General features: G+C 65.6%; 21 protein-coding genes. 5 read left to right on the top strand and 16 right to left on the bottom strand.

Annotated features, from left to right (window positions below; all coding sequences use genetic code 11):
• Positions 1-60: 60 nt before the first annotated feature.
• From BDI24065_RS04435 to BDI24065_RS04365, 15 genes are all read right to left on the bottom strand, one after another.
• Positions 61-1,740, bottom strand: coding sequence for a SpoVR family protein (locus BDI24065_RS04435; protein WP_175030159.1), 1,680 nt, complete (start codon positions 1,738-1,740; stop codon positions 61-63).
• The gene (locus tag BDI24065_RS04430) at positions 1,737-3,005 is read right to left on the bottom strand and encodes a YeaH/YhbH family protein (protein ID WP_175030158.1); all 1,269 of its coding nucleotides are present in this window, start codon (positions 3,003-3,005) and stop codon (positions 1,737-1,739) included. Before BDI24065_RS04430 ends, BDI24065_RS04435 begins: the two co-directional genes overlap by 4 nt.
• A 125-nt stretch (positions 3,006-3,130) precedes the next feature.
• Entirely contained in the window at positions 3,131-5,053 is a 1,923-nt protein-coding gene (locus BDI24065_RS04425) for a PrkA family serine protein kinase (RefSeq protein ID WP_043182748.1), read from the bottom strand.
• Positions 5,054-5,604: 551 nt separating this feature from the next.
• Positions 5,605-7,368 carry a methyl-accepting chemotaxis protein gene (locus BDI24065_RS04420; RefSeq protein ID WP_175030157.1) on the bottom strand — a complete coding sequence of 588 codons (1,764 nt, stop codon included), beginning with the start codon at positions 7,366-7,368 and terminating at the stop codon, positions 5,605-5,607.
• Positions 7,369-7,643: 275 nt separating this feature from the next.
• The gene (gene rbsK / locus BDI24065_RS04415) at positions 7,644-8,573 is read right to left on the bottom strand and encodes a ribokinase (protein WP_175030156.1); all 930 of its coding nucleotides are present in this window, start codon (positions 8,571-8,573) and stop codon (positions 7,644-7,646) included.
• Positions 8,570-9,601, bottom strand: coding sequence for a LacI family DNA-binding transcriptional regulator (locus tag BDI24065_RS04410; RefSeq protein ID WP_039358736.1), 1,032 nt, complete (start codon positions 9,599-9,601; stop codon positions 8,570-8,572). Before BDI24065_RS04410 ends, rbsK begins: the two co-directional genes overlap by 4 nt.
• 35 nt (positions 9,602-9,636) lie before the next feature.
• Positions 9,637-10,656 (bottom strand): ABC transporter permease, encoded by a 1,020-nt coding sequence (locus tag BDI24065_RS04405; protein ID WP_175030155.1) that lies wholly within the window; start codon positions 10,654-10,656, stop codon positions 9,637-9,639.
• A complete protein-coding gene (locus BDI24065_RS04400) occupies positions 10,653-12,266 on the bottom strand; it encodes a sugar ABC transporter ATP-binding protein (RefSeq protein ID WP_175030154.1) in 1,614 nt (537 codons plus the stop codon). Before BDI24065_RS04400 ends, BDI24065_RS04405 begins: the two co-directional genes overlap by 4 nt.
• Positions 12,267-12,411: 145 nt before the next feature.
• Positions 12,412-13,362: a sugar ABC transporter substrate-binding protein gene (locus BDI24065_RS04395; RefSeq protein WP_175030153.1), complete on the bottom strand. Its 951-nt coding sequence runs from the start codon at positions 13,360-13,362 to the stop codon at positions 12,412-12,414.
• 277 nt (positions 13,363-13,639) lie between these two features.
• Positions 13,640-14,026 carry a DUF805 domain-containing protein gene (locus BDI24065_RS04390; RefSeq protein WP_175030152.1) on the bottom strand — a complete coding sequence of 129 codons (387 nt, stop codon included), beginning with the start codon at positions 14,024-14,026 and terminating at the stop codon, positions 13,640-13,642.
• Positions 14,027-14,532: 506 nt separating this feature from the next.
• Complete coding sequence (locus tag BDI24065_RS04385) at positions 14,533-15,459, bottom strand: CysB family HTH-type transcriptional regulator (protein WP_006484201.1); 927 nt, start codon at positions 15,457-15,459, stop codon at positions 14,533-14,535.
• Positions 15,460-15,534: 75 nt separating this feature from the next.
• Positions 15,535-16,593, bottom strand: coding sequence for a sulfate/molybdate ABC transporter ATP-binding protein (locus BDI24065_RS04380; protein WP_011351896.1), 1,059 nt, complete (start codon positions 16,591-16,593; stop codon positions 15,535-15,537).
• 13 nt (positions 16,594-16,606) lie between these two features.
• Positions 16,607-17,557, bottom strand: coding sequence for a sulfate ABC transporter permease subunit CysW (gene cysW, locus BDI24065_RS04375; RefSeq protein WP_175030151.1), 951 nt, complete (start codon positions 17,555-17,557; stop codon positions 16,607-16,609).
• The gene (gene cysT, locus BDI24065_RS04370) at positions 17,554-18,447 is read right to left on the bottom strand and encodes a sulfate ABC transporter permease subunit CysT (RefSeq protein ID WP_175030150.1); all 894 of its coding nucleotides are present in this window, start codon (positions 18,445-18,447) and stop codon (positions 17,554-17,556) included. Before cysT ends, cysW begins: the two co-directional genes overlap by 4 nt.
• A gap of 122 nt (positions 18,448-18,569) precedes the next feature.
• Positions 18,570-19,607, bottom strand: coding sequence for a sulfate ABC transporter substrate-binding protein (locus tag BDI24065_RS04365; RefSeq protein WP_175030149.1), 1,038 nt, complete (start codon positions 19,605-19,607; stop codon positions 18,570-18,572).
• A gap of 264 nt (positions 19,608-19,871) precedes the next feature.
• Between BDI24065_RS04365 and lexA the strand changes: the two genes are divergently transcribed.
• From lexA to BDI24065_RS04350, 3 genes are read left to right on the top strand one after another with little or no spacing between them, the layout of a single operon-like run.
• Positions 19,872-20,519 (top strand): transcriptional repressor LexA, encoded by a 648-nt coding sequence (gene lexA / locus BDI24065_RS04360; RefSeq protein ID WP_009689103.1) that lies wholly within the window; start codon positions 19,872-19,874, stop codon positions 20,517-20,519.
• 26 nt (positions 20,520-20,545) lie between these two features.
• Positions 20,546-20,881 (top strand): hypothetical protein, encoded by a 336-nt coding sequence (locus tag BDI24065_RS04355; RefSeq protein ID WP_006476078.1) that lies wholly within the window; start codon positions 20,546-20,548, stop codon positions 20,879-20,881.
• Positions 20,882-20,910: 29 nt separating this feature from the next.
• The gene (locus BDI24065_RS04350) at positions 20,911-21,630 is read left to right on the top strand and encodes a DUF2939 domain-containing protein (protein ID WP_175030148.1); all 720 of its coding nucleotides are present in this window, start codon (positions 20,911-20,913) and stop codon (positions 21,628-21,630) included.
• Positions 21,631-21,723: 93 nt separating this feature from the next.
• Here BDI24065_RS04350 and BDI24065_RS04345 read toward each other — a convergent pair whose 3' ends face one another.
• Complete coding sequence (locus BDI24065_RS04345; protein WP_011351890.1) at positions 21,724-22,221, bottom strand: universal stress protein; 498 nt, start codon at positions 22,219-22,221, stop codon at positions 21,724-21,726.
• 336 nt (positions 22,222-22,557) lie between these two features.
• Here BDI24065_RS04345 and nodI point away from each other — a divergent pair, with 336 nt between their 5' ends.
• Both nodI and BDI24065_RS04335 read left to right on the top strand, forming a co-directional pair.
• Positions 22,558-23,472, top strand: coding sequence for a nodulation factor ABC transporter ATP-binding protein NodI (gene nodI / locus BDI24065_RS04340; protein ID WP_175030147.1), 915 nt, complete (start codon positions 22,558-22,560; stop codon positions 23,470-23,472).
• A 6-nt stretch (positions 23,473-23,478) separates the two neighbouring features.
• Positions 23,479-24,312: an ABC transporter permease gene (locus BDI24065_RS04335; protein WP_175030146.1), complete on the top strand. Its 834-nt coding sequence runs from the start codon at positions 23,479-23,481 to the stop codon at positions 24,310-24,312.
• Positions 24,313-24,342: the final 30 nt, after the last annotated feature.

Here is a 24,342-nt window from a genome sequence, read left to right as displayed (position 1 = left end):
CGTCATATGAAAACGCCAGCCGCAAGGCTGGCGTCCGATGCAAACTTTCCGCGGAGATGGTCAGATCCGCACCTCCGGCGGCACGTAGCGGCACTCGTAGCGCTTGCGCACGGTACCGGCCTCGTCGACGCTTTCCAGGAATACGTCGAACTGCCAGAGCCGCGCCATGTGCTTGAGCACCTCGTCGCTGTCGTTCGACAGGTGACGGTTGTCGGTCATGAAGTGGCGCAGCGTGAGGCTGCGGTCGCCGCGCGTGTTCACCGCCCACACCTGGATGTTCGGCTCGCGGTGATGGATGTCGTATTGTCTCGACAGCGCCTGCCGCACGTACTGGTAGCCCGAATCGTCGTGGATCGCCGACACCTCGAGCGAGTCGCGCATGTCGTCGTCGAGCACCGAGAAGAGCCGCATGTCGCGGATCAGGCTCGGCGACAGGTACTGCGCGATGAAGCTCTCGTCCTTGAAGTTGCGCATCGCATAGTGCATCGCCGGCAGCCACGGGGTGCCCGCGATTTCCGGAAACCACTTGTAGTCTTCTTCCGTCGGCGCTTCGCAGATCCGCCGGATGTCGCTCATCATCGAGAAGCCGAGCGCATACGGGTTGATCCCGCTGTAGTACGGCTTCGTGACGGGCGGCTGGTAGACCACGTTGCTGTGCGAATGCAGGAACTCCATCATGAAGCCGTCTTCCAGCTTCCCCTGGTTGTACAGCGTGTTCAGCAGCGTGTAGTGCCAGAAGGTCGCCCAACCTTCGTTCATCACCTGCGTCTGCCGCTGCGGGTAGAAATACTGGCCGATCTTGCGCACGATGCGGATCACTTCCCGCTCCCACGGTTCGAGCAGCGGCGCGTTCTTCTCCGCGAAATACAGCAGGTTTTCCTGCGGCTCGGGCGGATAGCGGCCTTCCTGCTCCTCCATCAGCTCGGGCTTCTTGCCCGGCAGCGTGCGCCACAGTTCGTTCACCTGCGACTGCAGGTACGCCTCGCGCTCGCGCCGCAACGCGGCTTCCTTCGACAGCGACGGCTTCTGCGGCCGCTTGTAGCGGTCGACGCCGTAGTTCATCAGCGCATGGCACGAATCGAGCAGTTCCTCGACGCGATCGAGGCCGTAGCGCTCCTCGCATTCCGCGACGTAGTTCTTCGCGTACACGAGATAGTCGATGATCGCGTGCGCGTCGGTCCACAACCGGAACAGGTAGTTGCCCTTGAAGAACGAGTTGTGCCCGTACGCCGCGTGCGCGATGACGAGCGCCTGCATCGTCATCGTGTTCTCTTCCATCAGGTACGCGATGCAGGGGTTCGAGTTGATGACGATTTCGTACGCGAGCCCCATCTGGCCGCGACGGTAGCTCTTCTCGGTCGACAGGAAGTGCTTGCCGAACGACCAGTGACGGTAGTTGACGGGCATCCCGACCGACGCATACGCGTCCATCATCTGCTCGGCGCTGATCAGTTCGAGCTGGATCGGGTAGATGTCGAGCTCGTATTGTTCGGCGACCTGCGAGATGTGCGTGTCGTATTCCTCGAGCAGTTCGAACGTCCAGTCGGACGGGCACGGCAGCGGCTTGCGTTCGGCAACGTTCATACGCGCTTCCTTTTGCCCTGGGCCGGGCAAGTCGGCGGCCGGCGGCGACGGTTCGGCCTGCCCGCGTTGCTGCGATGCGGCAGGACCGGCCGTGTCGTCGCCGGAAGGGCGCGGCGCATAGCCGCGCGACTCGTTGTGCAGATGGCGGGTCGTCATGACATTTCCACCTGCTTTTCGAACAATTCGCGAAACACCGGGTAAATGTCGGCAGCCGATTCCACTTTTTTCATCGCGAGATGCGGCTGCGACAAGGCCAGTTGCGCGTATTCCAGCCACAGGTTCTGCTCTTCCGGCGCGACCTGGATATACGCGAAGTAACGCGTCTTCGTGAGGATATCCTCTTCCAGGATTTTGCGACACTTGGGCGAATCGTCGGTCCAGTTGTCGCCGTCGGACGCCTGCGCGCCGTAGATGTTCCACTCGGTCGGCGAGTAGCGCTCGTTCATCACCTTGCGCATCAGCTCGAGCGCGCTCGACACCACCGTGCCGCCGCTCTCGGTCGAATGGAAGAAGGTGTCTTCGTCGACTTCCTCGGCACGCGTGTGGTGACGGATGAACACGACCTCGATGCGCTCGTAGTTCCGCTTGAGGAACAGGTAAAGCAGGATGAAGAAGCGCTTCGACAGATCCTTGCGCTGCTCGTCCATCGAGCCCGACACGTCCATCAGGCAGAACATCACGGCCTGGCTCGACGGTTGCGGCTGCTTCACGCGGTTGATGTAGCGCAGGTCGAACGGATCGATGAACGGAATCCGCCAGATGCGCCCTTTCAGGTGATGGATCTCGGCCTCGAGCACCGCGATCTCCGCGCGCCGGTCTTCCGGATCGCTCTTCATCGCCTCGAGTTGCGCCTCGAGTTCGCGCAGCTCGTTGACGAGCGGCGAGCCGAGCGCGATGCGACGCCCGAGCGCGCTGCGCAGCGAACGCACGACGTCGATGTTGTTCGGCGTGCCTTCCGCCGACCAGCCCGCGCGCACGTTCTTCCAGCTCGGCACCGTGAGCAGGTGCGTCTTCACGAGGCGCGGCAGTTCGAGATCGTCGAAGAAGTACTGCATGAACTCGTCGCGCGACAACTCGAACACGAAGTCGTCCTGCCCTTCGCCCTCGTTGCTCGCCTGACTGCCTCCGCCACCCGCGCCGCCCTGCGGACGCGGGATCTTGTCGCCGCGCACGTAGTCCTCGTTGCCGGGGTGCACGTATTCACGACGGCCGCCAGGGGCGTGCCGAAAATTCGGCTCCGCGATGTCCTTGCGCGGGATCGTGATGCTCTGCGTGCTCTGGATATCCTTGATGCTACGGTCGCGCACCGCGTCGGACACGGCACGACGAATGTAGTTCTTGACGCGACGCAGAAAGCGTTCGCGGTTGGCGATGCTCTTGTTCTTGCCGGCCAGCCTGCGGTCGATGATTTGATGAAGCACTCCCGGTCTCCCGCTCGAAAGTCGATATGCCGGGACGCTCGCCGCACATGCCGTCTCCCGTCATGCGGGCGGCGTCTCTGAAAACACCCGTACGGCGACGCCGTACGGGCGCGGTACCGCGCGCGTCATGACGACTTGCGCACGCGCAGGTACCAGTCGCAAAGCAGCCTCACCTGCTTCGGCGTATAGCCCTTCGCGACCATCCGGTTCACAAAGTCCTCATGCTTGCGCTGCTCCTCCGCCGAACCCTTGGCGTTGAACGAAATCACCGGCAACAGTTCCTCGGTGTTCGAGAACATCTTCTTCTCGATCACGACGCGCAGCTTCTCGTAGCTCGTCCACACGGGGTTCTTGCCGGCATTCGCCGCCCGTGCACGCAATACGAAGTTCACGATCTCGTTGCGGTAATCCTTCGGATTACTGATGCCCGCCGGCTTCTCGATCTTCTCCAGCTCCGCGTTCAGCGCGGCGCGGTCGAAGCTCTCGCCCGTGTCGTGATCGCGGAATTCCTGGTCCTGGATCCAGAAGTCCGCATACGTGACGTAGCGGTCGAAGATGTTCTGGCCGTACTCCGAATACGACTCGAGGTAGGCCGTCTGGATCTCCTTGCCGATGAATTCCGCGTAGCGCGATGCGAGCACGTCCTTCACGAAGGACAGGTACTTCTGCTCGGTTTCCGGCGGGAACTGCTCGCGTTCGATCTGCTGTTCGAGCACGTACATCAGGTGCACGGGGTTGGCCGCGACCTCGCTCGAATCGAAGTTGAACACGCGCGACAGGATCTTGAACGCGAAGCGTGTCGACACGCCCGTCATCCCTTCGTCCACGCCCGCGTAGTCGCGGTACTCCTGGTACGACTTCGCCTTCGGATCGGTGTCCTTGAGGTTTTCGCCGTCATACACCTGCATCTTCGAGAACAGGCTCGAATTCTCCGGCTCGTGCAGGCGCGACAGCACCGAGAACTGCGACATCATCTTCAGCGTGCCCGGCGCGCAGACGGCCTCGGCCAGCGACGAGTTGCGGATCAGCTTCTCGTAGATCTTGGTCTCTTCCGATACGCGCAGGCAGTACGGCACCTTCACGACGAAGATCCGGTCGAGCAGTGCCTCGTTGTTGCGGTTGTTGCGGAACGCCTTCCACTCCGACTCGTTCGAGTGCGCGAGGATGATCCCGTCGAACGGAATCGCGCCGAAGCCCTCGGTACCCTTGAAGTTGCCTTCCTGCGTGGCGGTGAGCAGCGGGTGGAGCACCTTGATCGGCGCCTTGAACATTTCGACGAACTCGAGCAGGCCCTGGTTAGCCAGGCACAGGCCGCCCGAGTAGCTGTACGCGTCGGCGTCGTCCTGCGCGTACTGCTCGAGCTTGCGGATATCGACCTTGCCGACCAGCGACGAGATGTCCTGGTTGTTCTCGTCACCCGGCTCGGTCTTCGCGATGCCGACCTGCCGCAGGATCGACGGATAGCGACGGACCACGCGGAACTGGCGGATATCGCCGTTGTATTCGTGCAGGCGCTTGACGGCCCACGGACTCAGGATGTTCTTCAGGTAGCGGCGCGGAATGCCGTACTGTTCCTCGAGGATCGGGCCGTCTTCGTCGTAGTCGAACAGCCCGAGCGGCGATTCGTTGACGGGCGAACCCTTCAGCGAATAGAACGGCACGCGCTCCATCAGTTGCTTCAGACGCTCGGCGATCGACGACTTGCCGCCGCCCACCGGACCCAGCAGATAGAGGATCTGCTTCTTCTCTTCGAGCCCTTGCGCAGCGTGACGGAAATACGCGACCACTTGCTCGATCACTTCCTCCATTCCGTAGAACTCACGGAATGCCGGATAGACCTTGATGACCTTGTTCGCAAAGATCCGCGACAGGCGCGGCTCGTTGCGGGTATCGATGTGTTCAGGTTCCCCGATTGCTGCCAGCATGCGTTCACCAGCCGTCGCGTACGCGGATGGATCGTTCTTGCAGAGCGCGAGATACTCCTCCAGCGAGAGCTCTTCCTCTCGCGTTTTTTCGAAGCGGTTCGCGAAGCTGCTGTAAATATCCATGCTACCTCCCTCGCCTGAGTCTGAAGACGTGCCTGCCTTCGTACGACTGCGCAGAAGCAAGCGCGTTCGAATTCATCCTAAACCCTTTCTTATTTTTTTTCACGAACTCTTCGTCTGAAGTTCGTTATTCTCGACAACACCGCTTGGACAACACATTTCGTCGTTTTACAATCGATCTCCCGAGCCGCAGAAACTGCATCCGTCGCGTCTCGTCGAACGACGGAACGTCTTGTGCGTTGGACACATCCGACGTCGTCACTTCCCCCTTCATCCCTATACGTTCGAGCGATCGCGTGCGATGACACGTTGCGCGCGCCGTTACAAATTTTTTTCGCGGTGCCCTTACGGAGATACCCGTACAGCGGATGCGGGAACATGACGCACAACCTGTGCACACATCCATCGATGCATGTTTCACCCTGCACGCGACGTTGCACGATCGTCATTCATGCACATCGCCTGTCACATTTCTCCGGCGCAGAAACGACGACGCCCGCATGTCGCGGGCGTCGTTCGTCACCAAATGGGGATAGATGCGCGGCACGCGCGAATCAGAAGGTCTCCCAGTCGTCTGCGTCAGTGGTCGCGGCAGCCTGCGCAGGCGCAGCAGAAGCTGCGGCGGGCCTGCGCAGCGGCGCCGCTGCAGGCGCGCGTTTCGGCGCCGCGTCGCGATCGTCGCGCGCAGCTGGCTGAACGGGCGCGGCAACCGCGGCGGCGGCACGCGGTGCGTGACGCACTGCAACCGGCGCTGCGGCGCCCGGGCGTGCCGTGTCTTCGTTGAGCTGAAATACCGCTGCCGTTTCGCGCAGGCGCCCGGCCTGTTCGTCGAGCGATTGCGCGGCGGCCGCGGCTTCCTCGACGAGTGCCGCATTCTGCTGCGTGACCTCGTCCATCTGCGCGACCGCGCGCGCCACCTGGTCGATCCCGCCGCTCTGCTCCTCGGACGCCGCCGCGATCTCGCCCATGATGTCGGTCACGCGCTGCACCGCACCGATCACGTCGCTCATCGTGCGCCCGGCTTCGTCGACCAGCGTGGAACCCGACCGAATGCGCTCCACCGATGCGTCGATCAGCACCTTGATCTCCTTGGCCGCGGTCGACGATCGCTGGGCCAGGCTGCGCACCTCGCCCGCGACGACCGCGAAACCGCGGCCTTCCTCGCCGGCCCGCGCGGCTTCGACTGCCGCATTCAGCGCAAGAATGTTGGTCTGGAACGCGATTCCTTCGATGATCGCAATGATGTCCGCGATCTTTGCCGAACTGTCGTTGATCTCGCCCATCGTGCCGACCACCTGGCCGACCACCGTATTGCCCTTGTTTGCAATCTCCGACGCATTCGCGGCCAGCGAACTGGCCTGGCGTGCATTGTCCGCGTTCTGTTTCACGGTGCCGGTCAGCTGTTCCATGCTCGACGCGGTTTCCTGCAGCGCCGCGGCCTGCTCCTCGGTACGCGACGACAGGTCGATGTTGCCGGCCGCGATCTGGCGCGCCGCCGTCGCGATCGACTCGCTGCCGCCGCGCACGGTGCGCACCGTGTCGACGAGCCCGCGCTGCATCTTGCCGAGGCCCTCGAGAAGCTGGCCCATCTCGTCATGCCGGTCCACGACGATCGGCCGGCGCAGGTCGCCGGCGGCAATGGCGTCGAAATGCGCCAGCGCGTCGGCAATCGGGCGGCCGATCGCACGGCTCAGCGTCAGCCACGACATCAGCGCGGCGCCGATCCCGGCCACGAGCGCAACGATCGACAGCACGCGCAGCGTGTCGAACGCCGATTCCGCATGGTTGAAGCTTGCCTGCGCATCGGTGAACTGGAAGTTGCGCAGCGCCTCGCTGGCCACCGCGAGGTCGTTGTAGAGCGACTGGAGCTGCTTGGCGCCGTCGCCGATGCGATCGCGCTGATCCGCACCGAGGACGCTCGCGAACGCGTCACAGCCGCGCTGCAGCGCCTGGCGCTTCGCGATGACATCCTGCGCGAGCCGATCCTCCTCCGGCCCGCGCGGCAGCGCGAGATACTTCTGCCACCACGCGTCGGCCTGCGTGCGCATCGCGCGGCTGCGCTCGACGGCGGCCGCCGAATCGGGCGTGCCGGCCAGCAGCGCCGCGCGGTCGAGTGCGAGACGCTCGCGCGCCGCATACATTTCCGCCATCGCCACGTCGACTGCGCTCGGCATCTGGTTCGTGAAAATGTCGAGCGTCGTGTCGTTCGACCGCGTCATCCCGTACACCCCGAGCACGCCGGTTACACCCAGCAGCACCGCCAGAAACGCCATCGTCAAACCGATGCGCGCGCGAATCGTCAGGTTCCTGAACACCATCATCCATCCTGTGTTGCGTCATGAACGGGCCCGGCCCGTTGGCTCGAAGCGTTGCTTCACCTGATGCATTTACGACCATGCACCGCACAACTTGATGGTGTTTCCGCTACTTTTTCGAATTATTCGTCTGTTTATTACAAATAGCTGAACAAATAATGCGCACTTCGGGGTGTGCTGAAAGCAAGGCGATGGAAGGCCCGCCGCTGCCGGCGAGCGTCGCAGACGCGCGGCCGGCCGTCGGTTGCGACGAGCCGGCCGCGATGCGTGATCAGGCCCTATCCGGCCAGTTCGGCAAGCGTTGGAATCGACGGCTGCGCACCCGCTCGCGTGACCGACAGTGCCGCTGCGCGTTGCGCGAAGCGGATGGCCGTGTCAACGTCCGCGCCGGCCGCCAGCCGTGCGGAAAAGCCGCCGATGAAGGTATCGCCGGCCGCCGTCGTGTCGACGGCCTGCACGGCCGGCGCCGGATAATGCCGCGCCGCGCCATCGGCCGTCAGCGCCAGCACGCCGCGCGCGCCCAGCGTGACCAGCACGTTGCGTGCGCCGCCTGCCTGCAGCACGCGTGCAGCGGCTTCAGCCTCCGCCGGGTCGCGCACGGGCAGCGCGGTCAGCGCGGCCGCCTCGACCTCGTTCGGGATCAGGTAATCGACGAGCGGCAGCCAGCCGGCGGGCAGCGGTGCGACGGCCGGGGCCGGATTGAGCACCACCGTGCGGCCGAGCCGGCGCCCGGCCGACAACGCCGCGAACACCGCATCCGGCGGCGTCTCGAGCTGGCAGATCAGCACGTCGGCCGACGCCAGCGCGGCCTCGTGCCGTGCGACCGTTTCGGTCGTGACCTCTCCGTTGCCGCCCGCGACGATCACGATCGCGTTCTGGCTCGCATCGTCGACGACGATCAGCGCGACGCCGGTCGATGCCGACGCGCTCGTCGCGAGCCCGCCGCAGTCGACCCCCTCGGCTTCGAGGCCCGCGCGCAGTGCCGCGCCGTGCGCATCCGCGCCGACACAGCCGATCATCGCGACCTGCGCGCCGAGCCGCGCGGCGGCGACGGCCTGGTTGCCGCCCTTGCCGCCCGCCGCCTGCGCGAACGCATGACCGGCGAGCGTTTCGCCCGGCAGCGGCAGACGCGGCGCGCGCACGACGAGATCCATGTTGAGACTGCCGACCACCGTCACGCGGCCGGCGTTTGCTGCGGGCGCCGTCATGCGCGACCGCCGGAGGCCGGCGGCTCACGGTAGACCGCCGTCGATTCGCGCAGCACGAGGCGCGGCGATACGACGCGACGGCGGCTCGGCACGGCCGTCGAGCCGCCACCGATCCGCTCGATCAGCGTCTGCGCGGCCATTTCGCCGAGCGCGCGCACCGACTGGCCGACCGTCGACAGCGCCGGATACGTGTAGCGGGAAAATTCGATGTCGTCGAACCCGATGATCGAACAGTCGTCGGGCACGCGCATGCCGCGTTCTGCCGCCGCCCGCAGCGCGCCGACGCCCATCAGGTCGTTGCCCGCGAAGATCGCGCTCGGCCGCACCGATTCGAACAGCCGCGACGCCGCGTGATAACCGCCGAGGCACGAGAAGTCGCTTTCTGCGATCGCACCCGGCACGATGTCGACCCCGCGCTCGGCCATCGCACGGATGAAGCCGTGCACGCGCATCGCGCTGACGGCCGTATCGGTCGGCCCCGTGATGCAGCCGATCTTCGCGTGCCCGAGCTCGAGCAGGTGACGCGTCGCCAGATACGCGCCGCGCTCGTGATCGATCTGCACGAGGTCGGCCGCGAGCCCCTCGATGTTGCGGTCGACGACGACGAGCGGCGCGTGGATATCCGCGAGCGTCTGCGCGAGCACCGCATCCTCGCCGGCCGATGCGACGATCAGCCCGTCGATGCGCTTTTCCTGCAGCACGCGCAGGTAGTTGCGCTGCTTCACCGGATCGTCGTCCGAGTTGCAGAAGAACACGCAATAGCCGTTGGCCGCGCACTGATCCTCGATGCCGCGCGCAAGCTCCGCGAAGTACGGATTCGTGCTGTTCGGCACGACGAGGCCGATGGTCGCCGTCGCACGCGCCTTCAGCGAGCGCGCCACGGCCGACGGCACGTAATTCAGCTCGCGGATTGCGCCCTCGACCTTCGCACGCACATCCGCGGACACCGGCCGCGAATTGTTCACCACGTGCGAGACGGTCGTAAACGACACGCCCGCCATGGCCGCCACATCCTTGATCGTCGCCATTTCCCGTTTCTCTCTGGTCTGTTCTGTCTGTCTTTCTACCGCACGCGTGTGCGCCGGCTGCGATACGTATCGAGCACGACCGCCACCACGATCACCGCGCCGGTGATGATCCGTTTCGTCGGCTCGTTCGCGCCGATCTGCGCCAGCCCCGCGGCCAGCACGGAGATGATCAACACGCCAAAGAACGTGCTGATCACCGAGCCGCGCCCGCCCATCAGGCTCGTGCCGCCGATCACGACGGCAGCAATCACCTGCAGTTCGAGGCCGACGCCCGCGTTCGGGTCGGCCGCCTCGAGCCGCGAAATCTGGAACAGCGACGCGAGTCCTGCGAGCGCGCCCATCAATGCGAATACGAGAATTTTATACGGACGCGGGTTAACCCCTGCAAGTCGGACGGCTTCTTCGTTCGTGCCGATCCCGACGAGATAGCGTCCGAACACGGTGCGCGTCAGCACGAACTGGGCCGCGATCATCACCGCGACCGCGATCAGGAACGCCGGCGAGATGCCGAGCGCGATCGGGTTCGACAGGAAATCGAACGCGTCGCCGATATAGGCCGTGCGCGAATTCGTCAGCTGGTACGCGAGGCCGCGCGCGGCCTCCAGCACGCCGAGCGACACGATGAACGACGGGATCCGCCAGCCGACCGTGACCGCGCCCGTCAGCGCGCCCGTGACGGTCGCGACCGCGATGCCGATCAGCGCGGCCGGCAGCGGCCCCCACTGCCATTTCAGCGCGGCGACGCTGACCATCGACGCGGCCAGCGCGAGCACCGAGCCGACCGACAGGTCGATCCCGGCGATGATCAGCACAAAGGTCATCCCGACCGACATCACGACGAGATCGGGAATCTGGTTCGCGATCGTGCTGAACGTATCGTAGGTCAGGAAATGCGAGCTCAGCACCGAAAACAGCGCAATCATCGCGGCGAGCGCACCGGCGAGCCCGAGGTAGTTCGACAGGCCGAGCCGCGTGCCGGACAGCGTGCGCGCACGGCGCCCCGCCACGTCCTGCTGCGCGCCTGCGTCGGTCGGGGTTACGGGAGGCTGGGTCATGGATGTCGTCCTGTCTTCGAAGTGCCCGGAGCGGCGCCACGCGCCTGCCCCGCGTCCGGATGCTGCGCGCCGCCTGACGACGCTTCGCGGCCGAAGCCGGCGAACGCCGCGGCCAGCAGCGCATCCTGGGTCCAGTTGCCGCGCTCGAACACGGCGGTCATGCGGCCGGCCGACATCACGCCGATCCGGTCGCAGATCAGCATCAGCTCGCGCAGGTCGCTCGACACGACGACGAGCGCGCGGCCTTCGCGCGCGAGCGCGCCCATCAACGTGTAGATCTCGAACTTCGCGCCGACGTCGATCCCGCGGGTCGGCTCGTCGAACAGCAGCACGCCCATGTCGCGCGCGAGCCAGCGGCCGATCACGACCTTCTGCTGGTTGCCGCCCGACAGCTCGCCGACCGTCTGCGTCGCGCCGTGCGTGCGAATCCGCAGCGTGTCGATCTGCTGCTCGGCGAGCGCGGTTTCGCGCGCGCGGTCGACGATGCCGCCGCGCGCGAGCCGGTCGAGCTGGCCGAGCGACACGTTCGCGGTGATCGACTGCGACAGCAGCAGCCCCTCGCCCTTGCGATCCTCGGTGATCAGCGCAATGCCCAGCTTCACCGCATCGACGGGCGAACCGATTCGCGCCGGCTTCAGCGGCTGGCCGACCGCGATCGTCCCCGCATCCGGCGTATCGGCGCCGTAGATCAGCCGCAGCAGCTCGGTGCGTCCCGCGCCGATCAGCCCGGAGATGCCGAAAATTTCGCCCGCGCGCACTTCGAGCGACACGTCGCGCACCGCCGCCCCGCGGCTCAGGCCCGATACGACGAGCCGCGGCGCGCCAAAATGGCGCTCGCCGAGATCGATGTGCTCGCCGATCTCGCGCCCGACCATCAGCGTGACGAGTCCGTCGGACGTCGTCGCCGCCATGTCGCCCGTATGGACGAGCCGGCCGTCGCGTAGCACCGCGACGCGCTCGGCGACGCGCGCGAGCTCCTCGAGTCGATGCGAGATGTAGACGATCGCAACCCCGCGCGCCTTCAGCCGGTCGATCTGCTCGAACAGCAGCTCGACTTCGCGCGCGGTCAGCATCGCGGTGGGTTCGTCGAGAATCAGCACGCGACAGTCGCCGATCAGGTTGCGCGCGATCTCGACCATCTGCTGATGGCCGATGCCCAGTGCGCCCACCGGCGTATCGGGATCGACCGTGTCGAGCCCGACCTGTGCCATCGCCGCCCGTGCATCTTCACGCAGCCGCGCACGATCGATGATCCCGAAGCGCCGCGGCAGGCGATTCAGGAACAGGTTCTCGGCAACCGTCAGCGTCGGCAGCAGGTTCAGTTCCTGCATCACCATGCGCACGCCGAGCGCCTCGGCCTGCGTCCGGCTCGCCGGCGCATACGGCTGGCCGCCGAGCTGCATCGTGCCGGCGGTCGGCTCGACGAGCCCGCCGATGATCTTCGACAGCGTGCTCTTGCCGGCGCCGTTCTCGCCCGTCAACGCTAGCGCGTGGCCCGGCTCGAGCGTCAGCGTGACGTCGGCGAGCACGGGTTCGGCATAGGTCTTGCCGATGCCGGATACGGACAGCACGGGAGTGGCTGCGCGGGAGGGTTGGAAAGTCGGGTCCATCGCGATCCTGGTTGCGGCCGCGCGCACGCGGCGCGCGGGTGTGACGCTCACAAGTGCATGTGCATGCAGTGGCCGTGATCGCGCTCACCCCGGATAACGGCCGCCGCGCCAAATTCTTGAGGGCAGCGGCCGCATCGGGGTTGCGTCACTTCGTCACGAGATCCACCGGCGTCTCGACCACGCCCGACATGTCGGCCTGCTTGCGATGCTCGGCAATCGCCTTGAGCGCCGTGTCGATGCCGAACACGGCCTGCTTCGCCGCGTATTGATCGGCGGTCGCGAGCACGCGGCCATCCTTCAGCATCGGCTTGATCGCGTTGATGTTGTCGTAGCCGACCACCAGCACCTTGCCCTGCTTGCCGGCCGCGCGCACGGCCGACACGGCGCCGATCGCCATGTTGTCGTTGCCGCACAGCAGCGCCTTCAGGTTCGGGTATTCGTTGAGCATCGCGGCAGCGACCGCATTGCCCTTGTCGATCTCCCATTCGCCGGACTGCACCGACACGACCTTCATGCCGCCCGCCTTCATCGCGTCCTGGAAGCCGGCCGTGCGCTGCTGCGCGTTGGTCGTCGTCGACACGCCTTCGACGATGCCGACCTGGTCGCCCGCCTTCAGCCGCTTCGCGAGGTAATCGCCGATCTTGCGCGCGCCCTTGCGGTTGTCCGGGCCGACGAACGGCACGTTCAGGTTCTTCGACTTCAGCACGTCGGGGTCGAGCCGGTTGTCGATGTTCACGACGATGATGCCTGCGTCGACCGCCTTCTTCACGACCGGTACGAGCGCCTTCGAATCGGCCGGTGCGAGCACGATCGCGTCGACCTTCGACACGATCATCTGCTCGACGATGCGGATCTGGTTCGCGGTGTCGGTCTCGTCCTTGATGCCGTTGGTGATCAGGTCGAACTGGCTCGCGTTGTGTTTCTGGTATTCCTTCGCGCCCGTTTCCATCGTCAGGAAGAACTCGTTAGCGAGCGACTTCATCACGAGCGCCACCTTCGGCTTGGCGGCAGCTTGCGCGTGGACGGCCGGGGCGGCGGCGACCGCGACGGCGGCGAGCGCGGCGGTCAGGAAGCGACGGCGAAAGAGGACATTCATACACATCTCCTGGCGACTGGCCCAACGGGCCGGACGATTGTTTGACTGTTGTTTTAATGTGAGCAAACGTTTGCGCCACACTACCCGGGCAATGGCCATCGATGCTGCTGTCGGTACCACGGAATGGAAGCGAGGCAGACGGCCGACTGCCTGGCGCGTGCTGTCGTTTACGCGCCGCCGCCGGCGGGACGCCGGCGGAGTGAAGGCTATGCTGTACCGATTCGCGTCGGCGCGCAACCTGTCTGATCAATATTTAAGGGTTTATTCTGAGCGCGCGTCACGCCGGGTCCTGCGGTGCCGGCTCGTCCTCATCAACCGACGGCGGCTCGCCGAATCGGTTCGCATGCGGCGTGCCGGCGATGAAGCCGTTCATCACGAACAACGCGATCGCGCCGACGATCGGCACGAACAGCAACAGCATCCACCATCCCGACTTGTCGATGTCGTGCAGCCGCTTCACGCCGACCGCAATCGACGACCACACTGCAACGACGGCAATGACGACGAGCACCAGCATCGCCAGCAGCGGCAGATGGTCATCCGGCGCGCCTCGGGAACCCGCATCGAGAATCGCGCTGAGTACAGTGGAAACCAGCGCGTAGATCCACCACGGCAGGCGCCCGATCCGGCCTTCGAAGGAAAAGAGAAACCATTTCAGATTCATTGTTTACCTCTTCGTCACGCGTGTTGCGTGCTGCACGATATGTTGCCCAGTGTGTCGGGACGGGCAAGCCGCGTGCATGGTTTTGTGGAGGTGGACGGCCTGCCGGCTTTGCTTTTCTCGCTTCGTTCCGGTGTTGTGCCGCTGGTGCGGACCGGCCGGTCAGGATGGTCGTCGAGGGGTGGCCCGAACGCTCGTCACCGGGCATTCACGCGCATTGAATCACATTTGCCGGGCAACGGATCGCTCGATATGGCAGATGGCCGAATCCAGAACGACGCGTTCAAGCGTGCCGTGTTGCTCTGGTAGTTGTGCAGGCAATCAAATACATGTCGTTCGCCGCGGGCGGCGAAGAATCGGACGGGAAACCGCGATCGCGGTCGATGATTCGGTAAGTCGAACAACCAGGGCGGCGGCAGATTACCTGTCGCTGCCCGATGCATGCCATCTCGTGCACGTACATCGCGCCATCCGCGGCAATGGCGCGGATGGCGTACGACGCGCTGTCGTCAAACGGCTTCGCGCAACAGCCCGGCGATTTCCGCTTCGTTCAGGTGCGGAGCGAACATCTCGATCAGCCGGTACGCATACGCGCGCAGGAACGCACCCTTGCGCAGCCCGACCCGCGTCGTGCTCGCCTCGAACAGGTGCTGCGTATCGAGCGCGACGAGCCCCGTGTCGCGCTGCGGATCGTAGGCCATCGCCGCGACGACGCCGATCCCCATCCCGAGTTCGACGTAGGTCTTGATCACGTCCGCGTCGATCGCGGTCAGCACGACGTCAGGTACGGCGCCCGCCTGCGTGAATGCCTGGTCGATGTGCGAGCGGCCCGTGAAGTCCTGGTCGTACGTGATGATCGGGTACTCGGCGATTTCCTCGAGCGTCAGGTTCTCGCGGCCGACGAGCGGATGGCCCTTCGGCACGACGACCGTGTGGTGCCACGAATAGCACGGGAACGTGACGATGTCCGGATAGCGGTCGAGCGCCTCGGTCGAGATGCCGAGATCGGCCTCGCCGTTCAGGATCATCTGCGCGATCTGCTGCGGGCTGCCCTGGCGCAGCGCGAGATGCACCTTCGGGAACACGTCGGTGAACTGGCGGATCACCTTCGGCAGCGCGTAGCGCGCCTGCGTGTGCGTCGTCGCGACGACGAGGTGGCCGCTGTCCTGGTCGGCGAACTGGCGCGCGACGCGGCGCAGGTTCTCGGCGTCGAGCAGCATCCGCTCGATCAGCTGGTGCACGGCCTTGCCGGGCTCCGTGAGCCCCGTCAGCCGCTTGCCGCGGCGGATGAAGATGTCGACGCCCAGCTCGTCCTCGAGATCCTTGATCTGCTTCGACACGCCCGACTGCGACGTGTACAGCACGTTCGCGACTTCCGTCAGGTTCATGTTCTGGCGCACCGCTTCGCGCACGAACCGCAATTGCTGAAAATTCATGGGTATGCCTCTTAGGCTGTCGTTGTTTGATTATCGAATCGGAGCAATTTCCGCCCCCTGCCCTGCATGCTTGCGTCAACGCGCGGGAAACACCCTCACGGCGCGCGGCACGGCCGTCGCGCCATCGCCGACCTGCAGCGACAGCGCACGCCAGGCATCGCGATCGAGTTCCGCCTCGAGCGCACCGCCTGCACGTGCCTCGAGTTCCACGCGCACCGACCCGCCGAGCGGGATCACGCGACGCACGTCCACCGCGATGCCGTCGCGGTGCCCTTCACCCACCGGCCACAGCTGCAGGTCGTGCGGCCGCACGTAGGCGTTCGCGGGGCCCGCGAAATCGGCGTCGACCTCGATCGGCGCGGCTGCGCCCTCGGCCACGAAACCACGCCCGGCGACCGTGCCCGGCAGCCGGTTGGCCGCGCCGAGGAACTCGTAGACGAACGCGCTCTGCGGATGATCGTAGACGTCCTGCGGGCTGCCGACCTGCTCGACGTGGCCGCGGTTCAGCACGACGATGCGATCCGCGACTTCCAGCGCCTCCTCCTGGTCGTGCGTGACGAAGATCGTCGAGATGTGCAGGTCGTCGTGCAGACGACGCAGCCAGCCGCGCAGCTCCTTGCGGACCTTCGCGTCGAGCGCGCCGAACGGCTCGTCGAGCAGCAGCACCTTCGGCTCGACGGCGAGCGCGCGGGCGAGCGCGATGCGCTGGCGCTGGCCGCCCGACAGCTCGGACGGATAGCGCTGCGCGAGCCAGTCGAGCTGCACGAGCTTCAGCAGCTCGTGCACCTTGTCGCGGATCGCGCTTTCCGACGGCCGCTCGCGGCGCGGCTTCACGCGCAGCCCGAACGCGACGTTCTCGAACACCGTCATGTGGCGAAACAGTGCGTAGTGCTGGAACACGAAACCGACCTGGCGGTCGCGCGCGCCGACCGATGCCACGTCGAGCCCCTGCAGCACGACCTGACCGGCATCCGCGTGCTCGAGGCCCGCGATCACGCGCAGCAGCGTGGTCTTGCCGCAGCCGGACGGCCCGAGCAGCGCGACCAGTTCGCCGGGCGGGAAGTCGAGCGATACGTTGTCGAGCGCCGTGAAATCGCCGAAGCGCTTCTGAAGGTTACGGACGGTGATACCCATTCTGGTTGCCTCTTTACGATTTCGACGAAACGACGCCGACGGGGCCGGCATGTGCGGGAACGGTGTCGCGCGCGCCGGCCAGTTCGGCGGCGAGATGGCGCTCGGCGAGCAGCTTCAGCGCGAGCGTGACGAGCGCGAGCAGCGCCAGCACCGACGCCACCGCGAACGCCGCCGCGAAGTTGTATTCGTTGTACAGGATCTCGACGTGCAGCGGCATCGTGTCGGTCTGGCCGCGGATGTGGCCGGACACGACCGACACCGCGCCGAACTCGCCCATCGCGCGCGCGTTGCACAGGATCACGCCGTACAGCAGACCCCACTTCACGTTCGGCAGCGTCACGCGGCGGAAGATCTGCCAGCCCGATGCACCGAGCACGCGCGCGGCTTCTTCCTCGTCGGTGCCTTGCGCCTGCATCAGCGGAATCAGCTCGCGTGCGACGAACGGGAACGTGACGAAGATCGTCGCGAGCACGATGCCCGGCACCGCGAAGATGATCTGCACGTCGTGATCCTGCAGCCACGGCCCGAACCAGCCCTGCGCGCCGAACAGCAGCACGTACACGAGGCCCGAGATCACCGGCGACACCGAGAACGGCAGGTCGATCAGCGTCGTCAGCAGCGCCTTGCCGCGGAATTCGAATTTCGCGATCGCCCACGATGCGCACACGCCGAACACGAGGTTCAGCGGCACGGCGATTGCGGCGACGGTCAACGTCAGCTTGATCGCCGACCACGCGTCGGGATCGGCCAGCGATTCGAGATAGAAGCCGACGCCCTTTCTCAGCGCCTCGACGAACACCGCGGCGAGCGGCACGACGAGGAAGAACGCCAGGAACGCCAGCGCGATGCCCGTCAGCAGCCAGCGCACGACGCGCGACTCGCTGACGGGGTCGAGCCGCTTCGCGGCGCGCCCTTGCGCGGCCGAAGACGGGGTTTTCAGCACGACGGTGGCCTCCTGGCTCATTGCTGGCCTCCTGCTGCGACGGCGGTGACGGTGGCGGGCGCGGGGCCGCTCGCCCCCTTGCTCGTGCGGCGCTGCAGATACCATTGCAGCGTGTTGATCAGCAGCAGCATCAGGAACGACACGACGAGCATCACGACCGCAAGCGCGGTCGCGCCCGCGTAGTCGTACTGCTCGAGCTTCGTGATGATGAGCAGCGACGTGATCTCGGATTTCATCGGCACGTTGCCGGCGATGAAGATCACCGAGCCGTATTCGCCGAGCGCACGCGCGAACGCGAGCGCAAACCCGGTGAGGAGCGCCGGCAGCACGGCCGGCAGCACGACGCGGCGGAACGTCAGCCAGCGCGACGCGCCGAGGCACGCAGCGGCCTCTTCCTGCTCGCGCTCGAAATCCTCGAGCACCGGCTGCACCGTGCGCACGACGAACGGCAGCCCGATGAAGGTCAGCGCGACCAGCACGCCGGCCGGCGTGAACGCGATCTTGATGCCGAGCGGCGCGAGATACTGTCCGACCCAGCCGTTGGTCGCGTAGACGGCCGCGAGCGAAATGCCGGCGACCGACGTCGGCAGCGCGAACGGCAGGTCGACGATCGCATCGACGATCCGCTTGAACGGGAACGTGTAGCGCACGAGCACCCACGCGACGAGGAAGCCGAACACGGCATTGATCAGCGCGCCGCCGAGGGCGGACGTGAACGTCAGCCGGTACGACGCGAGCACGCGCGGCGACGTGACGGCGGTGACGAACTGGTCCCACGACAGCGTCGCGGTCTTCAGGAACGTGGCGGCGAGCGGTATCAGCACCACGAGGCTCAAATAGGCCACCGTGATGCCTAGCGTCACGCCGAAACCGGGCAGCGCGCTCGGCTTGCGAAAGGTGTACGTCGTCATCGGATGCTCTTGCTGGGTCGATGCTGCTCATGGGTCCGACGCAAACGCCGGCGCAATCCATCGCGCCGGCGGGCCGTCGGGGATGCGGCGCGCTGTCGTGGCGCGCCGCTGTCGTTATGGCGTTACTGCGGCTTGTAGATCGAATCGAACACGCCGCCGTCCGCGAAATGCGTCTTCTGCGCATTCGTCCAGCCGCCGAAGGTATCGTCGACCGTGTACAGCTTCAGCTTCGGGAACTGCTTCGTCAGCTCCGCCGGCACGTTCTTCGAACGCGGCCGGTAGTAGTTGCGCGCCGCGATCTCCTGGCCCTGCGGGCTGTACAGGAAGTTCAGGTACGCATCGGCCAGCTTGCGCGTGCCCTTCTTGTCGACCACCTTGTCGACCACCGCGACGGGCGGCTCGGCCAGGATGCTCACCGACGGCACGACGATCTCGAACTTGTCGGTGCCGAATTCCTTCACCGACAGGAATGCCTCGTTTTCCCATGCGATCAGCACGTCGCCGATTCCGCGCTGCACGAAGCTCGTGGTCGCGCCGCGCGCGCCCGAATCGAGCACGCCTGCGTTCTTGTAGAGCTTCGTGACGAATTCCTTCGCCGTCTGCTCGTTGCCGCCCGGCTTGTGCACCGCGTACGCCCATGCGGCCAGGTAGTTCCAGCGCGCGCCGCCCGACGTCTTCGGATTCGGCGTGACGATCGAGATGCCCGGCTTGGTCAGGTCGTCCCAGTCCTTGATCCCCTTCGGATTGCCCTTGCGCACCAGGAACACGATCGTGGACGTGTACGGCGACGCGTTGTCGGGCAGGCGCTTCTGCCAGTCCTTGTTGACGAGCCCCTTGTTCGCGAGCGCGTCGATGTCGTACGCCAGCGCCAGCGTGACGACGTCGGCCTGCAGGCCGTCGAGCACCGAGCGCGCCTGCGCGCCCGAACCGCCGTGCGACTGCTTGAAGTTGACGGTCTCGCCCGTCCTCGCCTTCCACTCCTTGCCGAACGCCTGGTTGAAGTCCTGATACAGCTCGCGCGTCGGGTCGTACGACACGTTCAGGAAAGTCGTATCGGCCTGCGCGTGCGTCGCGACGCCCAGCGCCGCCGCCGCGCCCAGCGCGAGTGTTGCGATCAGGCGGCCCACTCCGCCCACCAGCCCCGTATTGCGCTTGCCCATCCTTGGTTCTCCAGTGTTGTCGGTATTGCGATGTCGGGCCAGTCTAACGAACGGGTTACATGATTAAAAATAATCGTTCCTCATTTTTTAATACTCAAAAGTGCTAACGCAGACGGGACGGACGGTTGCGGCAGACGAACCGGCGTCCTGGCGTCGCGAAATCGCGTCGGAACCGGCGCGATCGCGTCGAACCTCACGTAACACTTGAAATTCGCGAACTACTGTATAAAAATACAGCTCACTGTCTATCCATACAGTTGAGCCATGACCAAACTCACCGCCCGTCAGCAGCAAGTGTTCGACTTGATCCGTCGCGCGATCGAGCGCTCCGGATTCCCGCCCACCCGTGCCGAGATCGCGGCCGAACTGGGCTTCAGCTCGCCGAATGCGGCCGAGGAACACCTGCGTGCGCTGGCACGCAAGGGTGTGATCGAGCTGGCCGCCGGCGCGTCGCGCGGCATCCGCCTGCTCGGCATCGACGACGCCCCGCACCAGTTCACGCTGCCGCATGCCGGCCTGATGCAGCTGTCGCTGCCGCTCGTCGGCCGCGTGGCGGCCGGTAGCCCGATCCTCGCGCAGGAGCACATCTCGCAGCATTACGCGTGCGATCCCGCGCTGTTCTCGAGCAAGCCCGACTACCTGCTGAAAGTACGCGGCCTGTCGATGCGCGACGCCGGCATTCTCGACGGCGACCTCCTCGCCGTGCAGAAGCGCACGGAAGCGAAGGACGGCCAGATCATCGTTGCGCGTCTCGGCGACGACGTCACGGTCAAGCGCCTGATGCGCCGGCCCGGCGGCCTCGAGCTGATCGCGGAGAATCCGGATTACGAAAACATCTTCGTCAAGGCCGGCAGCGCGGAATTCGCGCTGGAAGGCATCGCCGTCGGGCTGATCCGCTCGGGCGAACTCTGACATTCCGTCTCGCTGAGGAGAACATCATGGAACGCCTTGCCCGTCTGCTGCCTTTCCGTCAATTCGGCCGCCTGCGTCACCTGCGCGGCCGCACGCCCTGCGCACCGCTGTCCGCGGCGGCGCCTGTGCAAGAAGAAGTCGCAGTCGAACGGCAGGCGTCCCTGCTGCCGTCGGCGCTCCCCGCTTTCGCGCGGGTATCGCTGAACGCCGGCCTGAATCACGCAGAACCCGCACGCCGCGCGCCGGTGCGCGTCTATCACGGCCGTTCGCGCCTGATCATGGTCGGCACGATCGATGCCGTGTGCCGGATGATCGATCGCTGCATCGCAGAGGAACGATCGGCCACGCCGGGCGGTCTCTGATAGCGGAACATCCCCGCACCGGAGGCAACGTGACCGGATCTTCGGGCCGCGCATGGCGGTTCAAGCCCCTGTTGATTGTCGTGCTGGCCGTCGCCGTCATTGCGGCGATCGGCTATGCGTACGCGTCGCCGTACGTCACGCTCGGTCGCCTGAAATCGGCGATCGATGCGCGCGACGCGCAAGCCATCAGTGAATATGTCGATTTTCCGTCGCTGCGCGTCAGCCTGAAGCAGCAGGTCACGGAAGAGCTGATGCGCCGGATCGACGCGGTGAAGAAGAACAATCCGTTCGCGGTGATCGGTGCGCTGATCGGGTCTGCACTGATCGGCCCGCTGGTCGATGCGTACGCGACCCCGGAGGGGGTGGCCGCGCTGATGAGCGGATTGCCACCGCGTGGCAATCCGGGCGAGCGTCCGCCTGAATGGTCGAATCTGCCGCCAGGGAGTCATGCGCCGGGCAACACGCCAGCCGCACCAGCTGCCAATCCGGCGCCGGCGAGCGCAGCCACGCCGAGTAGCAACGCGGCCGCGACGGCTGCGTCATCGCCGCCTCCGGCGGCTGTCGTACCGGCCAGCCCGGTCGATGCAACGCATGCGCCGCACCAGCAGCAAACCAGCGCCGGATACCGGAATATCGATGAATTTGTCGTGACCTACCAGCGCAGTGCCGACGGCACACGCTATGCGGCGATATTCCACCGCTTCGGCCTGTTCTCGTGGAAGTTGTCCGCGATCGACCTGCACGCTTGACGAGGTCTGACAGGCCGCGCAGCGCCCGCGCCACGAATGCGGCGACGCCTGACCGGCGCGATTCGCCGGTCAGGTAGCCATCGAATCATTGGATCATTTGCCGTTCGCCGTGGCCGCTTCACGCTCGCGCGCGATTTCGGCCTTCTGCTCCTGAGCCGACGAACACGCAACCAGAATGCTGCAGTTCACGCGATCGAGCAGTTGCGTATTGCCCGAGCCCATCCACCATCTCGACAGCCCGCTGCGGCACCGATGGCCGACGACGACGAGGTCGGCCTGCAGCTCCGTCGCGAGATTCGCGATTTCGTCGATCGGATAGCCGAACGCGAAATGGCCTTCGGCCTGCACGCCGCGCTCGCGCAGCCAGTTCACCCCTTCCTGCAGGATTTCACGCGCGGTTTCCTCGAACCGGCCGCACGCGACGTCGGTCAGCAAACCCGCGCTCTGTGCAATGCTCGAGCGCATGTCGACGACCGACAGCAAATGCGTCTCGGCTTTCAGATCCATCGCGAGATTGGCGCCGCAGCGCAGTGCCTTGCGTCCCTCGAGCGTACCGTCGTAACACAGCAGAATCTTGTTGTAGCTAGCCATGAAACCTCCCTATCGCAACAACGAGCCTACGCATTCATCATGGTGCGCCGCAATTCAGGACGCAAGGGATGGAAAACGCTGATTCGCCCCGCTCGGCGCGTGCGCGATGATGCGGTGCACGATCGGTGCGGCATGCATCGCACCGTGCCGGCATGCACTGAAGAGACGCAGCCGATGCACTAGAATGGCTCGTTCGTACTCCAGCGGGCCATCAGGCGCCGGCGTCGTGCGCTTCGGTCATGCCCGTGTGACACGCAATCGTCCGATCGGTTCGCCAACCGGCCACGCATCCGGCTGCGGAACGCTTCCGCGCCCGCTTACAACGACAACATGCCCATGTCCGTTGCACCGATCGATTTCCGGAACGTCGAAAAGCACTATGGCGACAAGCTCGTCGTCAACGGCCTGTCCTTCACTGTACAGGCCGGCGAATGCTACGGCCTGCTCGGGCCGAATGGCGCCGGCAAAACCACCACGCTGAAAATGCTGCTCGGCCTCACGCATCCCGATGCAGGCACCATTTCGCTCTGCGGCGAACCGGTTCCATCGCGTGCGCGGCATGCGCGCCAGCGCGTCGGGGTCGTTCCGCAGTTCGACAATCTCGACCCCGACTTCACCGTGCGCGAGAACCTGCTCGTCTTCAGCCGCTATTTCGGCATGTCGGCGCAGGCTGCGCGCGCGCTCGTGAAGCCGCTGCTCGAATTCGCGAAGCTCGAGAACAAGGCCGATGCGAAGGTCGGCGAGCTGTCGGGCGGCATGAAGCGCCGCCTGACGCTCGCCCGCGCACTCGTCAACGATCCCGATGTGCTGGTGCTCGACGAGCCGACGACCGGGCTCGACCCGCAGGCCCGGCACCTCATGTGGGAGCGGCTGCGCTCACTGCTCGCACGCGGCAAGACGATCCTGATCACCACGCACTTCATGGAAGAAGCCGAACGCCTGTGCGACCGCCTGTGCGTGATCGAGGAAGGCCGCAAGATTGCCGAAGGCGCACCGCATGCGCTGATCGAATCGGAGATCGGCTGCGACGTGATCGAGATCTACGGGCCCGATCCGGCCACGCTGCGCGACGAGTTGGCGGCGTTCGCGAAGCACACCGAGATCAGCGGCGAAACGCTGTTCTGCTACGTAAGCGACCCGGAACCGCTCAGTGCGCGACTCAAGGGTCGCACGGGGTTGCGCTATCTGCATCGCCCGGCCAATCTTGAAGATGTGTTCCTGCGGCTCACGGGCCGCGAAATGCAGGACTGATCGATCATGGACGTCCGCAACTATTCCACCGCCGCACCGTCGGCACCAGCGCGCGTGTCACGCTTCGCGATCGCAATGCCCGCGAACGCGACCAACTGGATCGCCGTCTGGCGGCGCAACTATCTCGTCTGGCGCAAGCTTGCGCTCGCGTCGATGTTCGGCAACCTTGCCGATCCGATGATCTATCTGTTCGGGTTGGGGTTCGGGCTCGGGCTGATGCTCGGCCATGTCGACGGCGTGTCGTATATCGCGTTCCTCGCGGCCGGCACGGTCGGGTCGAGCGTGATGATGTCCGCGAGCTTCGAATCGATGTACTCGGGATTCTCGCGGATGCACGTGCAGCGCACGTGGGAAGCGATCATGCATACGCCGCTCGCGCTCGGCGACATCGTGCTCGGGGAAATTGTCTGGGGAGCCAGCAAGGCGATGCTGTCGGGGGCCGCGATCATGCTCGTCGCGGGTGCGCTCGGCTATGCGCAGTTTCCGTCGATGCTCGCGGCGCTGCCCGTGATCGCACTCGCGGGCCTCGCGTTTGCGAGCATCGCGATGATCGTCACGGCGCTCGCGCCGTCCTACGATTTCTTCATGTTTTATCAGACGCTCGTCCTGACGCCGATGCTGCTGCTGTCGGGCGTATTCTTCCCGACCACGCAGTTGCCACCGGTCGCGCAACACGCGGCGCAGGCGCTGCCGCTCGCGAACGCGGTCGAATTGATCCGGCCCGCGATGCTCGGCCGGCCGGCGACCGATGTCGCGTTGCATGTCGCGGTGCTGGCCGGCTACGCGGTCGGCGGCTTCCTGCTGTCCGCGTGGCTGTTCCGGCGGCGGATGATGCGCTGACGGCCGGCGCACAGGCGCCGGCTTGATGCG

This window comes from Burkholderia lata, from assembly GCF_902499025.1.
Taxonomy (GTDB): domain Bacteria; phylum Pseudomonadota; class Gammaproteobacteria; order Burkholderiales; family Burkholderiaceae; genus Burkholderia; species Burkholderia lata_C.
Note: the sequence above shows the minus strand (reverse complement) of the source record. Positions and strands in the feature narration are given on the sequence as shown.